The organism is Amycolatopsis lexingtonensis (genome assembly GCF_014873755.1).
GTDB classification, from domain to species: domain Bacteria; phylum Actinomycetota; class Actinomycetes; order Mycobacteriales; family Pseudonocardiaceae; genus Amycolatopsis; species Amycolatopsis lexingtonensis.
The window spans coordinates 10,660,387-10,674,110 of sequence record NZ_JADBEG010000001.1; the positions used below are offsets into that span (position 1 = coordinate 10,660,387).

Below are 13,724 nucleotides of genomic sequence, written 5' to 3' on the forward strand. Positions count from 1 at the left end.
GGCTCAGGTCGCTGCGAGTTGGCAGCGGCCGAGGAGGAACCGGGGAAACTCCCATGCCACTGGGTAGACGCCTTCCACCCCTGCATCGGGCATGGGTTCACTGAGCTCACTGATGTCCAGCCCGGCGCGGATCAGACCGTTGATGTAGGCGTTCAGCGGGCGGTGGGCGTGCGTGGTCCTGAGTTCCGAGTCGCGGGACAGCGAGGTCTGGAACGGCGCTTCGATCCACACTTCGTTTTCGTACCGGAACCAGCTCTCTTTGTCGTAGCGCCAGTATCGCGACCAGAAGCACGGATGTGGTACCGCGAAGACGAACTTGCCCCCAGGAGCGAGCAGTTTTGCGCACGCCGCGACCACGTCGTCGAACGAAGCTACGTTCTGTAGCAGCATGTTGGCGATGATCACGTCGAAGAGCTGGTCTCGTGAAGAGTCGGCAAGCAACTCTTCCACGGCCATTGCGCGGAACTCCACGTTTGGCAGCGGATCTCGCCGTCCTCTTGCGATCCTGACACTGGTGACGCTGGGATCAATGCCTACAAAAGCGGTTTCCGGATGTTCTGCGGCGAGCTGGGCAACGAAGGTGCCGGTGCCACAACCGGCATCGAGGACGCGGTGGCCGCCCTTGAGAGCGTCCCCGAGCAGGCTTGTCAACGACGGGAGAAGGATGTACCGGTAACTGAGGTCGCGTCCGCTCGCTATCAGTTCTTCGCGATGAGGCGCCAACTCGTCCCACTCGGCCGCCAGTCGGGCGCTGGCCTGAGCGCTTACCCTTTTCGCGCGATGTTGTCTCACTGGCACCGGTCCTGACTCCGATCGGCTGGTGATCCTGTTCCGGCGGCTACCTGCATTGGTGCTCCAAGATCCTCGTTACGTCTGTGAAGTCACGGTGATAGATATGCGCCGAAAGAATGTGGATGGTGATGGGGCCGACTTGGGCATCGACACGAGCTGCGATGTCACGGTGAAATGACGACAAGGCGACAATATTGCCGGGCTGGCTTGCGAAAACGTTCTGGCTGCGGTAGACGACGTTTGTGTGCAGAACTTCATTGCGGATCTTTGCGTCGTAAAGAGAGATGCAACTGAGCTCCTTGCTGCCGGGTGCGTGGAAGCCAATGGTAGCGGACTTTGTTTCGCGTTTCCAACGTAACCTGTCCACCAGCCAGGCGACTTGATTAATCCCTTCGTGATGGCTGAAGAGTGCCCCATAGCTCATCGTGTAGGGCGGAACGGTGGTGTCCGAGTGGTACTTGCGCATCATGAGGTCGATGCGTGCGGGTGAGGCTCCTGCGGCAATGAAGTCCTCGGCGGCACTCAGGCTTCCTGAAATGGTGACATTCAGTAACTCGCGGATTCCTATGCCGTCGTCGGTGATGTCCTGTCCGTGATTCATTACAGTGCTCAGGCAGTCGAGCCATGCGTCACACAGTTGGACGAACGGGTTGAGTCCGATTTGTGTTATGCGCACCTGATCGGGCAACATCGTCCGTTTTCCTCCTCAGATCCAATGGCTACGAACGATCGACCTGATTGGTTCGAATTCTGGCTTGCGTCGTGACCAGCGGTAGGAGTTGCCGAGGTCCACGGCGCGTTCGCCGGCGACCTGCCGGTGTATCGCGTCGGCAACGAGCCGCAGGTGGTGGGATGCGAAGTGCCACCAACCAGGCAGTGCTCTCAGTTCGAGGACCAGCTTGCTGCCGAACGTTTTCGGCAATGGGGCCTCTGCGAGGAGGCTGAGGTGATCCAGGAGGTGGTGGTAGTAGTACGGGCTGAGCCGGTCGCGCCGGTGGGTGACCTCCGTGTGGGTGAGTGGTCCTATCGTGCCGATGAGGTGCACCAGGCTCACCCGTTCTTCGAACACCTCGTCCAGCGGGTGGTTGTGGCTCAGTCCGGTGCCGTGGCGGAGCGCTTCCATCAGGATTTGGCGTGAGAAGGAGAAGTGCCCGGCCAAGCGCTCCACGTCGGCCTGCAAAGCGCCGACGGCCTCTTCGTGGGCTACGGTGCGACTCAAGCTGCCATCGTGTCCCAAATGGGTGAGGTCCAGTAATTGGCGAAGTGTCAGGCTAAGCCTGCTGACCGCGCTGCTGTTGTAGTGCTCGCGAATGGTGATCGACTCGCCCGGTTGGAGGTCGTCCCGTGCTGCACGAATAAAGCCGTCTGCTCCGGAGAAGCCTCGGATGAGTGCGAAGGGGCTTCGATTTATCAAAGCTTCGGTCCGCTCGGTCGCGTCTCCGTCGACCTCGGTCAACGACTTCACATCTCGGCTACCGTAGCGAGATTTTCCGTACTGATCGATCTTGTAATCCAGGTAGCCGCGAAAGTGACTTGTCGGATCTTCGACGTTCTCGCCGAGAAGGAAAAGAAGGTCGCCCGCTTCGACGCAGGGTAGGAGCTCCGTTATTGTGTCGGCCACCGTCTTGGATCGGTACGGATCGGCGCAATGTACAACGATTTTGTTGGCCAGGAGCAAAGCGGCCTCGATGTGTTGTCGCACCGGAGCTTCCGGCAGGCCTCGTCCGTAGAGACGCGCGTTGTGGATGTCGGAGATGGCAACGTAGAGACTCGTCGGCGGGAGGTCGCTGATCGTCAGGACCTGCTTGCGCGTTCGCTCGCCCAAGGTCGACGTCGCCGGATCGGCCTTGGGCAGGCTTGGCGGCGGTGCGAATTCCTGGTCCAGTGGCTGGGTGGCTCGCTTGATCCAGACGACGGTGGAGGTCTCTTTGTTTTCGACACGGATTGGCGCGAACTCGGCAGGGTCGATGGAGCCGTACCCAGGGCGGATGATCTTGTCGTAGAAGTCACTGGAGAAGACCGGCACGCTGCTTGTTGATGAGGCGCGGAGCGCCTGTCGAGCGGCTCCGTTGTCGATGATCCGGAACGCGTGGTTGAGGGCTTCTCCCGAGTAGCCGGCGTCGTCCTTGATCAACTCCCCGTGGTGGACGCCGATCCGGAGCCTGATGGTGGCCGCGCTGCTCGCGGTGGAATTGTGGTGGCGGAGGCGTGTCTCGAGACCGGGCAGGAGTGTCATGATCAGTTCAGTTTTCGGCACATTTGGACTAAAAAGCATCCATTTTCCGTCGCCGGTGTCACCGTTTGCCACCAACGGTTCATCCGTGTGGAGCAAGCTTGTAGCGGATTCGACGATTGCTTCGAGTGTGCGCCGGAGGCCTGCGCGGATTGGATCTGTGCGCGTCTTGGAGCCGAAACCCTCGATATCCAAAGTCATGATCGAATAGTGCTTCGGGGCCCACTCGGCGTTCGACACATCTCAGGTTAACATTGGCTTTCCGGCTGCTGGAACATGTCCAGGAAATGACCATTGTTCGCAAAGTGGGCGCTGGGCCTCCCGGGGCGCTGTTGTTCGAAGTCTGGTTGTGATGTCGGGTGACGTGGTCCTGAGTTGCGGTGACCGGTGGCGGCCTGCCCTACAGACAGGTGAAGGCCTCAGGTTGGGAAGTTCAGTTGTCTGCGAACCGGTTTACCCGCCGGAGGCCTTCGTGCCCACCCTGACCCCACGCGCCTGGCTGCGACCGGCCCGTCTGATCGTCGAACAGGACTGGACCTCCACCCCGGTAGCGAAGATGTTCATGGTCGCTACCAGACCGCCCGAAGTGGGCTCGGCACTACCGCGCTGGAGGCGCGGCCGGAATGGCTGACTGCGGCGCACGCCCGCCCCGCATCCCGAGTACCTGCTGCGGGCGATCGTCCGGCCGCGATGGCCGCGCCGGCTGGGCCCGGTTCAGACGGCCAGCCAGCCTGGCATCCCGGCCTCGATCGTGCACGCGGTGCCAGTACGTTGCCGGATCAATCGGCTCACCGACTTCGACCGGGGTCACCGGCGAGGCGCTGCGTCGCCACGACACGACCACCCGGGGCTCGCTCATCCACGTCGATGTCACCAAGTTCGGCAACGTCCCGAGGGCAGCGGACACTGGTTCCTCGCCGTGCCCGAGGCCGAAGAAACCGCACGCGACACCCGGTACACCGCGCAACGCCTACCGCAGCCCAAGCTCGGAACGCGTTCGTGTACAGCGCGCTCGACCACCATTCCAGCATCGCCCACGACGCGATCCACACCGACGAAACCGCCGCCACCGGTCGTCCTGCGCTGGGCGGTGGCCAGTTCGCCGCCCGCGGCATAAGCGTCGAACGCCTGCTGTCGGATAACGCGTCTGCCTGCCGATCTGATGGCCGGCGCGGCACCTGCTCAGGGCTCGGAGTCATCCCGAATCTGTCGGAGGCCGGTCAATCATCACCCGGCTGGTCCAACCTCCTCGGAGGCCACAACTAGTTCAGCAGCGTGTAGTTCAGCTCTTCGCAGACCCGGCCCAGCGGGACGTCCAGTCCCGGGTGGTCCAGCGGGAGCAGCACGTCCGGCGCGATCGGCAGGGCCGCGCCCGCCGGCGGGTCCCACAGGCAGATCGCCGGGTCGCCGGAGTCCATCGAGGAGCGGTACCAGAGGCCGTCGAGGTCGCTGAACGCGCCGCGGATCGCGCGGGCCCACGCCTGCGTCAGCTTCTTCGGGCCGCTCGAGATCTCCTGGGACGCGCCGACCCGCGTCGGCCAGAGGCCGGTCAGGTCGAGCAGGCGCAGCGTGCGCGTCGGGCGGACGACGACCAGGCGGGGGCCGCGCGTGCGGCGGTCCACCGTCGAGCTGGTCTGGAAGACCTCGGCGATCGACGTGCGGACCGTGAGGCCGAAGTAGAGGACCCCGTTCGCGGGATCGGTGACCGGCGCGCCGCCGCGGCCGGGCGGCTGCTGGTCGAACCGGCCGTGCGGGAGCGGGCCGGTGTAGCGGAACGAATTCCACTGCTGGGGGTGGTTGCCGTGCGCCGTGAAAATCCGCACCAGCCTGGTCGCGGGCTGGACCGTCACCACGTCGTCGGCGCGGTTCAGCTGCCGGACCAGGACGGATCGGGCGGGCGGCAGCGGTAGCCGGGCCATGGGTCGGGGGTGGTCCGTCCTTGTCGGTGATCTTGCTCGGGGAGGTCCAGCCTAGAGTGGCGAGCCGAGCGTGGCGATGAGGCGGGCGACGTGGTCCGGATCACCCCCGGACAAGAGCCACTGGCGAGGGGTCGCCGCGTGGTCGTTGATCACCAGGTCCGGTTGCGGTGTGCTCATGAAGGCGGCGACGACGAGCGCGGGCTGGTCTTCGGGCAGCGCCTTCAGCACGACCTCGAGGCCGGGGAGCACGCCCGAGCCGGCGAACTGCCAGGCGGGGAGCTTCCAGCCGCCGTCCTTCCAGCCGGTCAGCCTGCCTTCCTTGAGGCGGTGCCGGATGCGGCTGTCGTCGACCCCGAGGGCTTTCGCGGCCTCGTTGACGCTCATCGCGCCCTCGGCGAGCACGGCGTGGGCGGCGACGGTGCGCGCCCGGAAGTCCGGTTCGTCCTCCCGCCGCGGCGAAAGGTCGAGGCCGACGTCGGTCAGCGCGGCGCGCTGGTCGGCCGAGAAGTAGTGCGAGGGATCCGGATTCGGTGGGGACAGTCTGCGCGCCGCGTCTTCGACGAGCGTGAGGAACTCGTTCGCGTCGACCTTCAGGCCCGCCTTGGCGAGGATGTTCTCCAGCGCTACAGACATGGGACTCAGGTTAACCCGAAACAGCGCGCGTGTGCGGGTTCGTGCGGTTTCTTGCCCTGTCTGTGGGTGAATTCACCAAAGATCGACACTTACCGCACATCACAAAACACGTTGAGTAGGCAACTGTCGGTCAGTCTGACCGCATCGGGCGAGCTTGTCCAGACCCGCGGTGCCTTGACACTCCGGGCTCGCGGTCCTACGTTCCGTGTGAGTAAACGATTTCCGCTCCGTGCTCACGGGATCCGGCGGTTTCCGCGCCGGTCATGGGGGACACAGGGGGTGGGGCGTGCCTGGGGGGCCCGGCACGAGCCGGCTCCCCGGGCACGTCGCTCCCTTGGTCAGCGCCGGGAGCTCTTCCGTTCGATCAGTCGCGCTTCGAGCGTCGTCGTGGTCGCGTCGCGGCTGCTGTCGGCGATCCGGGCCAGCAGGAGCTGCGCGGCCACCCGCCCGACCTCGTACGCCGGCTGCGCGACCACCGTGAGCGGCGGATCGATCAGCGTCGTCCAGGGTGCGTCGTCGAACGAGACGATGCCGACGTCCCGCCCGGGGCGCAGGCCGCGCGACGCCAGCGCTTCGAGCACGCCGATCGCCATGGTGCTGTTCGCGACGAGCAGCGCGTCCGGCGGGGCCGGCTCGTCGAGCAGTTCGAGCGCGGCCAGCCGCGCGCCCTCGGCGCGGTACTCCGCCCGCCGGGACAGGACGTTCGCCTCGCCGACGACGTCGCCGTACCCGGCGAGGCGGTCGTCGGCGGTGCGGACCCCGGCGGGCCCGGTCAGGCACCCGACGCGCCGGTACCCGCCGGCGAGCAGGTGCCGCGTGGCTTCGGCGGCGGCGTGCCGCGTGTCGACGAGCACCTGGTCGCCCGCGGCGGCGGGCAACGGCCGGTCCACCGCCACCAGCGGGGTCCCCTGGCGGCGCAGGCCTTCGACGTTGGTCGACCGCCCGGTCGGGGACAGCACCACGCCGGCGACGCGCTCCTGTAGCGCGACCTCGATGTAGCGCCGTTCCTTGTCTTCGTTCTCGTCGGAGTTGCAGAGCACGACCGAGTAGCCGGACCGCTGCGCGAGGTCCTCGACGCCGCGCGCGATGGCGGTGAAGAAGGGGTTCTCGACGTCGGAGATGATCAGCGCGAGCACGGCGGTCTCCTGCCGCCGCAGGTTCCGCGCCAGCCCGTTCGGGTGGTACCCGAGCTCGGCGGCCGCCTCCTGCACCCGCGCGGCCAGCGTGGGGTCCACAGTGGACTTCCCGTTGAGCGCGCGCGACACGGTCGCCGTGGAGACGCCGGCCCGCGCGGCGACGTCGCTGATGGTGGCCACACGCCCTCCCTGATCACTCGTCGAAGGGAGGATAGCGCTCCCGGTAGTGGTTTACCGTCCGCTTACCTTGCGGGGTGAACGTCCCACTTCCGGTTGTCCGCGCGGGTTACGCCGAATGGCGCCGATCACGCGTGGTGGTGTCCACAGTGGAGGTGGGGTGGAAGTAGGCGCGCGGGGTGAGCCCGGTGAGCGCCCGGCAATCCCGGCTGAGGTGCGCTTGGTCGGCGTACCCGGCGGAGGCGGCGAGGGCGGCGAGGTTCGGGGCGTGCGGGGCGAGGGCGATGGCGCGCTGGAAGCGGCTGACGCGGAGGTAGGTGGCGGGACCGTAGCCGACGGCTTGGACGAATCGGTGGCGCAGCCGTCGTTCGCCGATGGAGGAGGAGCCGGGGGCGAGATCCGGTGACGTCGCTGCAGTCGCCGGGTTGGTCGCTTGCCGGGCGGGAACAGGGGGTGCCTGGCCGCGATCCGTTGGCTGCGTGAAAGTTGCAGCGCCGGTCCCCACCCGTTCCCCGAGCAGCGCCACTGCGTCGGCGACCCGGGCCACGCCTGCCTCCAGCCGGGCCACCAGCTCCGCCACCGCTGGGTCCGGCGGCGGCACCGCCGGCAGCCAGGACGCCACCGCCTCCGCCGGGGTCACCTCGCCCGTCAGCAACCGCTCCGCCAGCAGCTCACCCTCGCGGCCCCACAGCTCGGCCAGCGGGACCCTGCTGTCCCGCAGCTCGTCCGCCGCTACGCCGAGGACCGCGCCCGCCCGGCCGGGCACGAAGCGCAGGCCCTGCAGTTCCGCGCCCGGGCCGGTCACCGAGGACCACGCCGCCGTGTCCGGGCCCGCGACGAACACCTCGCCGTCGCCCACCACCAGGTCCAGGCAGCCGTCCGGGACGATCCGCTTCGGGCCCGCCGGAGCCGATCGCCACACGCAGCGCGCCACGCCCGCCAGCCGTGCGGGTGGCGCCGCCTCTTCGTACACACCCCGATCATGCACCCGGGGTCCGACAAAATCCGAGCCGCACCCGTTTGGGTGAAAGTTGGACTTCTCGGCACGGGTGGCTAACGCGGAGTTAGGTCACGGCGAGATATAGGCGACGCACTCGACGGAAGTGCGCGCGACGAGAGAAGACCTCTCCATGGGTGTTCCCACCGCGACCCGCGAGCACCGCGCCCGGACGGCCGGGAGCGTGGTAGTGGTCCTGGGTGTGCTCGCCGCGGCTTTCGCGGTGACGTCGTTCATCGTGCCGCGGTCCGCGCGCGGGCCCGCCGCGAAAGAGCCGGTGGCCGCGCCGGTCGCGCCGGCCGCCGTGCGGACCGTCAGCCGCACCGTCGTCTACGAACTGCTCGGGCCGGACGGCGCCCGCAACGTCACCTACGCCGCCGCCGGCTCGGCGCTCGCGCAGCAGGCCCGGGTCGCCACGCCGTGGTCGGTGACCTTCACCCGGACCGGCCCCGCCGACCGCACCGAGTTCTACAGCATCGCCGCGCAGAACCCCGGGCCCGGCGAGCTGCGCTGCCGGATCCTCGTCGACGGCGTCGTGGTCGCCGAGAAAGCCGTCGCCGAGGCAGGGCGCCTCTTCAGCTGCGCCGTCTGAGAGGCAGGATCTGCGGCGTGAACGACGCCGCGATCACCTTCGGGCCCGCCCTGGTGGCGGTGCTGGTCCTGCTCGCCGTCGCGGGCGCCGCCGTGGTCCGGCTGGGCGGTCTCGGGCGCGGCCGCGACGTGCTGATCGCCGCCGCCCGCGCGATCGCCCAGCTCGCCGCCGTCTCGCTGGTGATCACCGCGGTCCTGCGCTCGTTCCCGCTCACCGGCCTGTTCGTGCTGCTCATGTTCGGCATCGCCGCGGTGACGTCGGCCCGCCGCGCCGGCACCTGGGCGAACCTGCCGTGGACGGCGCTGGCCATCGCGGCCGGGGTCGCGCCCGTGCTGGCGCTGGTCCTCGGCGCCGGCGTCGTCCCCTTGAAGCCGATCTCGGTCGTGCCCATCGCCGGCATCGTGATCGGCGGCGCGATGACCGCGACGTCGCAGGCCGCGCGCCGCGCCCTCGACGAGCTGAAGGCCCGGCACGGCGAGTACGAAGCCGCCCTCGCCCTCGGGTTCCTGCCGCGCCCGGCCGCCCTCGAAATCTGCCGCCCGAGCGCCGGGCACGCGCTCATCCCCGCCCTCGACCAGACCCGCACGGTCGGCCTGGTGACGCTCCCGGGCGCCTACGTCGGCGTCCTGCTGGGCGGCGCGGGCCCGATCGAAGCCGGGCTGACGCAGGTGCTGGTGCTGATCGGGCTGCTCGCCGCCGAAGCCGTCTCGATCCTGGTGACCGTGCAGTTCGTCGCGGCCGGGAAGCTCAGCCGAGCGGCGTAGCCAGGTGTGCGGTGTCGTTGAAGCGCCGCACGATCCAGGTGTCGCCGTGCAGCACCAGGTGCGAGATCGAGCCGTTGTCCGCGCCGAGGAACGCGAACCGCTCGACCGAGCGGCTGGCCTGCGCGAACACCTCGCCGATCACGCCGCCGTGGGTGAACACGGCGACGCGCTGGTCCGGGTGCGCGGCCGCGATCCGCGTCAGCGCGCCGCGCAGGCGGGCGCCGAAGGTCTCGTCGGACTCCGCGCCCGGGATGACGTCCCAGCGCTGCTCGCTCCACAGCCGTTCGACGATCGGGTGGCCTTCGGCGGTGTACTTGCGGAAGAGGCCGTTCTCCCAGTCGCCGAGGTGGATCTCGCGCAGGTCCGGCTCGACGACGGGCGTGATCCCGAGCTTCTCGGCCAGCGGGGCCGCGGTCTCCACCGTGCGGCGCAGCGTCGTCACGTAGATCGCGTCGATCCGCTCGCCGGCCAGCCGGTCGCCGACGCGCCGGGCGTGGTCGCGGCCGTCGGACGCCAGCTCCGGGTCGGCCTGGCCGTCGACCAGCTCGAACGGGTCGTCGCCGCGGGCGGGAGCCGACTCGCCGTGCCGCACCAGGAAGATCTCCGTCGCGCCCGGGGGCGGGCTGAAGCGGTGCTGGCGGTACTCGATCTCCTGCTCCGGGGTGCTCATGGCCCCGACATTAGCCGAGCTGCTTGTCCACGAAACACCACCGCCAGGTCTCACCCGGCTCGAAGCTGCGCATGACCGGATGGCGGGATTCGTGGAAGTGCTGGGTGGCGTGGCGGCGCGGCGAGGAGTCGCAGCAGGCGACGTTGCCGCACTTGAGGCACATCCGCAGGTGCACCCAGGTCGTGCCCTCTTCGAGGCAGGCGGCGCACGCGTCCGGCGAGCTGGGCTCGCGCTCGACCCACTCGTGCGCCAGGTGCTTGCACGAACCGGCGGTCGCGGCCGGCGTGCGCAGCTCGCGGCCTTCCACCTCGGGCTCTTCTTCGTCGCGGTCCAGCATGGACTCTTCGATGTCGAGCCGTTCCAGGACGCGCCGCAGGACGTCGTCGTCGGCGCTGCCGGCGTCACGGGCCTTGAGGAACTGCTCGCGTTCCACCTCGAGGAGCTGGATCCGCAGCCGGCGGTAGGCGTCGCTCGGCGTCTCGGCGAGCACGCTCTGCCGGCCCAGCTGCTCCCACGCGGAGTCGGAGCGGTTCTGCAGCCGATCGCGGAGGCGCTGGATGATCTCCGGCGGGTCGTCCGGCTGCCGGATCTCCTCGAGCTTCGCCAGCGCCGCGGTGGTCATGTCGTGCAGCACGGACGCTTCCTGCAGCGCGTCCTCCGCCGGGTCGGGCCGCGGCAGGCGCAGCCGCCGGATCAGCGGCGGCAGCGTCATGCCCTGCACGGCGAGCGTGCCGGCCACGACGACGAACGCGGCGAGCACCAGCACGGCCCGCTGCGGGGTGTCCGCCGGCAGCACGAAGGCCGCGGCGAGCGTGACGACCCCGCGCATGCCCGCCCAGGAGATCACCGCCGAGTAGCGCCACGGCCAGATCTTCGCCCGGTTCTTGCGCGGCAGGAACCGCCGTTCCAGCCGCTTCACGGTGCCGATCCCGACGAGCCACACCATCCGCGTGACGATCGTCGCGACGAGCACCGCCACGCAGATCCAGGTCAGCATGGCCAGCGACAGCCCGGATTCGCCCACTTCGGACAGGATTCGCCGCAGCTGCAGGCCGATCAGCAGGAAGACCATGTTCTCCAGCAGGAACGCGATGGTCTGCCAGTTCAGCCTGCTGGCCAGCCGGGCCGAGCCGGAGAGGATCTTCGGTGCCTTGTGGCCCAGGATGAGCCCGGCGACGACGACGGCGAGCACGCCGGAGCCGTGGATCGCCTCGGTCGGGATGTAGGCGATGAACGGCACCGCGAACGACAGCGCGGTGTCGAGCACCGGCTCGTTCAGCCGGGCGCGGATGAACGCGGCCACGAACCCGACGACCAGCCCGACCACGATCCCGCCGATGGCCGCGCGCAGGAAGTCGGCGCCGACCTGCCAGAAGCTGACCGAGCCCGCCAGCGCGGCGATGGCCGTGCGCAGGGCGACCAGCGCGGCCGCGTCGTTGAAGAGGCTCTCGCCCTCGAGCAGCCGGATCAGCTTGCGGGGCATGCCGACCCGGCGGGCGACGACGCTGGCCGCGACCGCGTCCGGCGGGGCCACGATCGCCCCCAGCGCGATGCCGCCGGCCAGCGGGAGGCCGGGGATCACGGCCCAGGCGACGAGCCCGACGCCGAGCGCGGTGAACACGACCAGCCCGACCGACATCAGCCCGATCGCCCCGCGGTTCTTCCGGAAGTCCACCAGCGACGTCTGGATGGCCGCCGAGTACAGCAGCGGGGGCAGCAGGCCGAGCAGCACGACCTCGGGGTCGAGGTGGTATTCCGGGACGCCGGGGACGTAGGACGCGGCGACGCCGACGACGATCAGGCACAGCGGGGCGGACCAGTCGAGCCGCCGCGCCACCGCGCTGACGACGAGGACCGTCACGACCAGCGCCACTATCTCTGCCGCGATGTGCACGGGGTAATCATTACCCGCCCGCCGCGGCGGGCGTCACCTGGCCGGGTCGGTGAGCACTTCGGCGACCAGCTCGGTGTCCATGTACTCGGTGATCTCGCGGATCCGGTCGTCTTCGAGCCGGAAGACGAAGCAGTACCGGTTGTCGTACCGCGCGCCGGTCTTCGTGGCGACGCTGCCCTGCGCCTCGACCACGACGACGTCGTCTTCGGCGACGAAGCGGCTCGCGGTGCTGGTGTAGGTGCCGTCGAACTGCTCGCCGAGCGGACCCAGCAGGTCGCGGCGGACCGAGTCCTTGCCGACGAAGCTGCCGGACCAGCTGTTGTGCCCGCTGACGGTCCACGTGACGTCGTCGGCCATGGCGGCGATCAGCGGGCGGATGTCGCCGGTGGCCCAGGCGTCGAAGGCGGTTCTCAGCAACTGCTTGTTTTCGGCTGCGCTCATGACCCGTAGTCAACACGCTGGAGCGCGCTTCGGGGCGAGTTCGTAGGCTGGGCCGCGTGACGAAGGTGGAGATCGCGGCCGGGACACTGCGCGGGACCGGGCACGACGGGGTCCGGACGTTCCTCGGCGTCCCCTACGCCGAGCCGCCGGTGGGGGAGCTGCGCTTCCGCGCGCCCCGGCCGGTGCCGCACTGGTCCGGGGAACGCGACGCGACGAGGTGGGCCGCGCGGGCGCCGCAGCCGGAGCTGACCGGCCGCGGCTTCACCGGCGACGAGGACTGCCTCTACCTGAACGTCTACGCGCCCGAGGCACCCGGCTCGTACCCGGTGCTGGTGTGGATCCACGGTGGCGGCGGTGTGATGGGCGCGCCGCACCAGTTCGACGCGTCCGCGTACGCCCGCGCCGGCGTGGTCGTCGTGACCGTCGCCTACCGGCTCGGCGTGCTCGGCCTGCTGCACCTGCCCGGCATCGCCGACTCGAACCTGTCCTTGCGCGACCAGGTCGCCGCGCTGGAGTGGGTGCGCGACAACGTCGGCGCGTTCGGCGGCGACCCGGGCCGCGTGACGCTCGCCGGGCAGTCCAACGGCGGCCGCACCGTCGGGACGCTGCTCGCCGTGCCCGCCACGCGCGGGCTCGTCCACCAGGCGATCGTGCAGAGCGGCACCGGCGTCGGCTCGGTCGTGCACACCCCGGCCGAGGGCGCCGCGATCGCTTCGGCGGTCCTGGCCGAGCTGGATGCCGCTCCGGGTGACCTCGCCACCCTGCCTGTGACGCGGATTCTCGAAGCGCAGCAACGGGTTTCGGCGGTTTCCGGCACCAAGGTGACGTACCGCGTGGTCGTCGGCGACGAGCTGCTGCCTTCGCGCCCTCTCGAGTCGGTCCGCGACGTCCCGCTGCTCATCGGGACGACGGCCGACGAGGAAGACCTGTTCAGCTGGCTGCAGTCGGGCGGCGCGAAGCTCCTGGGCGTCGGCTCGACGATGCTGGACGCCGTCGAGGTCGAGAAGGCCGTCGCGGCGTACGCCTCGGTTCTCCCCGATTGGCCGGCGGACCAGGTCCGCAACCGCGCGCTCACGGCGGGGGACTGGTGGATCCCGGCGATCCGCTTCGCCGAGCAGCAGCCGGACGCCTGGATGTACCGCCTCGACTGGCGGATCGCCCCGCGCGGCCGCGGCCTCGGCGCACCGCACGGGCTGGACCTGCCGCTGGTGTTCGACGACATCCGCAACCGCAACTGGCGGTTCCTCTTCGCCGGGCGGACGTTCCCGGCCGAGCGGATGCAGGCGATGGCGACGGAGATGTTCGGCGCCTGGGTCCGGTTCATCGCGACCGGCGACCCGGGCTGGCCGCGCTACACGACGCCCGACCGCGTCACGCGCCTGTTCGACGACGTCTCCACGACGGTCTCGGACCCGGACCGCGCCCAGCGCCTCCTCTGGGAATGACCGAGGGCGGCACTTTCACGTGAAAGTGCCG

At 69.3% G+C, this 13,724-nt stretch carries 14 protein-coding genes; 4 read left to right on the forward strand and 10 right to left on the reverse strand.

Translation table 11 applies throughout. The features are described from left to right. Positions 1 to 3: 3 nt before the first annotated feature. From H4696_RS49255 to H4696_RS49265, 3 genes are all read right to left on the reverse strand, one after another. On the reverse strand, positions 4 to 651 hold the full coding sequence (locus tag H4696_RS49255) for a class I SAM-dependent methyltransferase (protein WP_158104334.1): 648 nt from the start codon (positions 649 to 651) through the stop codon (positions 4 to 6). Positions 652 to 838: 187 nt separating this feature from the next. Further along, entirely contained in the window at positions 839 to 1,483 is a 645-nt protein-coding gene (locus H4696_RS49260; protein WP_086861701.1) for a thymidylate synthase, read from the reverse strand. 15 nt (positions 1,484 to 1,498) lie between these two features. Continuing rightward, positions 1,499 to 3,226 (reverse strand): hypothetical protein, encoded by a 1,728-nt coding sequence (locus H4696_RS49265; RefSeq protein ID WP_143265140.1) that lies wholly within the window; start codon positions 3,224 to 3,226, stop codon positions 1,499 to 1,501. Positions 3,227 to 4,024: 798 nt separating this feature from the next. Here H4696_RS49265 and H4696_RS49270 point away from each other — a divergent pair. After that, on the forward strand, positions 4,025 to 4,291 hold the full coding sequence (locus H4696_RS49270) for a hypothetical protein (protein WP_143265141.1): 267 nt from the start codon (positions 4,025 to 4,027) through the stop codon (positions 4,289 to 4,291). Here H4696_RS49270 and H4696_RS49275 read toward each other — a convergent pair. The 4 genes from H4696_RS49275 to H4696_RS49290 all read right to left on the reverse strand — a co-directional run bounded on the left by H4696_RS49275 (position 4,288) and on the right by H4696_RS49290 (position 7,863). After that, a complete protein-coding gene (locus H4696_RS49275) occupies positions 4,288 to 4,944 on the reverse strand; it encodes an RES family NAD+ phosphorylase (RefSeq protein WP_086861703.1) in 657 nt (218 codons plus the stop codon). The two genes, H4696_RS49270 and H4696_RS49275, sit on opposite strands and share 4 nt — an antisense overlap. Positions 4,945 to 4,995: 51 nt before the next feature. Continuing rightward, positions 4,996 to 5,577: a MerR family transcriptional regulator gene (locus H4696_RS49280; protein ID WP_192782975.1), complete on the reverse strand. Its 582-nt coding sequence runs from the start codon at positions 5,575 to 5,577 to the stop codon at positions 4,996 to 4,998. A gap of 338 nt (positions 5,578 to 5,915) precedes the next feature. Beyond that, positions 5,916 to 6,893: a substrate-binding domain-containing protein gene (locus H4696_RS49285; RefSeq protein ID WP_192782976.1), complete on the reverse strand. Its 978-nt coding sequence runs from the start codon at positions 6,891 to 6,893 to the stop codon at positions 5,916 to 5,918. Between the two features lie 106 nt (positions 6,894 to 6,999). Next, entirely contained in the window at positions 7,000 to 7,863 is an 864-nt protein-coding gene (locus tag H4696_RS49290; RefSeq protein ID WP_249026996.1) for a helix-turn-helix domain-containing protein, read from the reverse strand. A 157-nt stretch (positions 7,864 to 8,020) separates the two neighbouring features. Here H4696_RS49290 and H4696_RS49295 point away from each other — a divergent pair, with 157 nt between their 5' ends. Together H4696_RS49295 and H4696_RS49300 are read left to right on the forward strand one after the other, a co-directional pair. Then, complete coding sequence (locus H4696_RS49295) at positions 8,021 to 8,479, forward strand: MmpS family transport accessory protein (protein ID WP_086860232.1); 459 nt, start codon at positions 8,021 to 8,023, stop codon at positions 8,477 to 8,479. Between the two features lie 17 nt (positions 8,480 to 8,496). After that, positions 8,497 to 9,243 carry an ABC transporter permease gene (locus tag H4696_RS49300; protein WP_086860230.1) on the forward strand — a complete coding sequence of 249 codons (747 nt, stop codon included), beginning with the start codon at positions 8,497 to 8,499 and terminating at the stop codon, positions 9,241 to 9,243. Here H4696_RS49300 and H4696_RS49305 read toward each other — a convergent pair. From H4696_RS49305 to H4696_RS49315, 3 genes are read right to left on the reverse strand one after another with little or no spacing between them, the layout of a single operon-like run. Continuing rightward, positions 9,227 to 9,913: a histidine phosphatase family protein gene (locus tag H4696_RS49305; RefSeq protein ID WP_086860229.1), complete on the reverse strand. Its 687-nt coding sequence runs from the start codon at positions 9,911 to 9,913 to the stop codon at positions 9,227 to 9,229. The two genes, H4696_RS49300 and H4696_RS49305, sit on opposite strands and share 17 nt — an antisense overlap. Positions 9,914 to 9,923: 10 nt before the next feature. Further along, complete coding sequence (locus H4696_RS49310; RefSeq protein WP_249026995.1) at positions 9,924 to 11,807, reverse strand: Na+/H+ antiporter; 1,884 nt, start codon at positions 11,805 to 11,807, stop codon at positions 9,924 to 9,926. A gap of 33 nt (positions 11,808 to 11,840) precedes the next feature. Next, positions 11,841 to 12,248 (reverse strand): nuclear transport factor 2 family protein, encoded by a 408-nt coding sequence (locus H4696_RS49315; protein WP_086860225.1) that lies wholly within the window; start codon positions 12,246 to 12,248, stop codon positions 11,841 to 11,843. Between the two features lie 56 nt (positions 12,249 to 12,304). Between H4696_RS49315 and H4696_RS49320 the strand changes: the two genes are divergently transcribed. Next, positions 12,305 to 13,693, forward strand: a complete 1,389-nt coding sequence (locus tag H4696_RS49320) for a carboxylesterase/lipase family protein (RefSeq protein ID WP_086860223.1) — start codon at positions 12,305 to 12,307, stop codon at positions 13,691 to 13,693. Positions 13,694 to 13,724 lie beyond the last annotated feature (31 nt).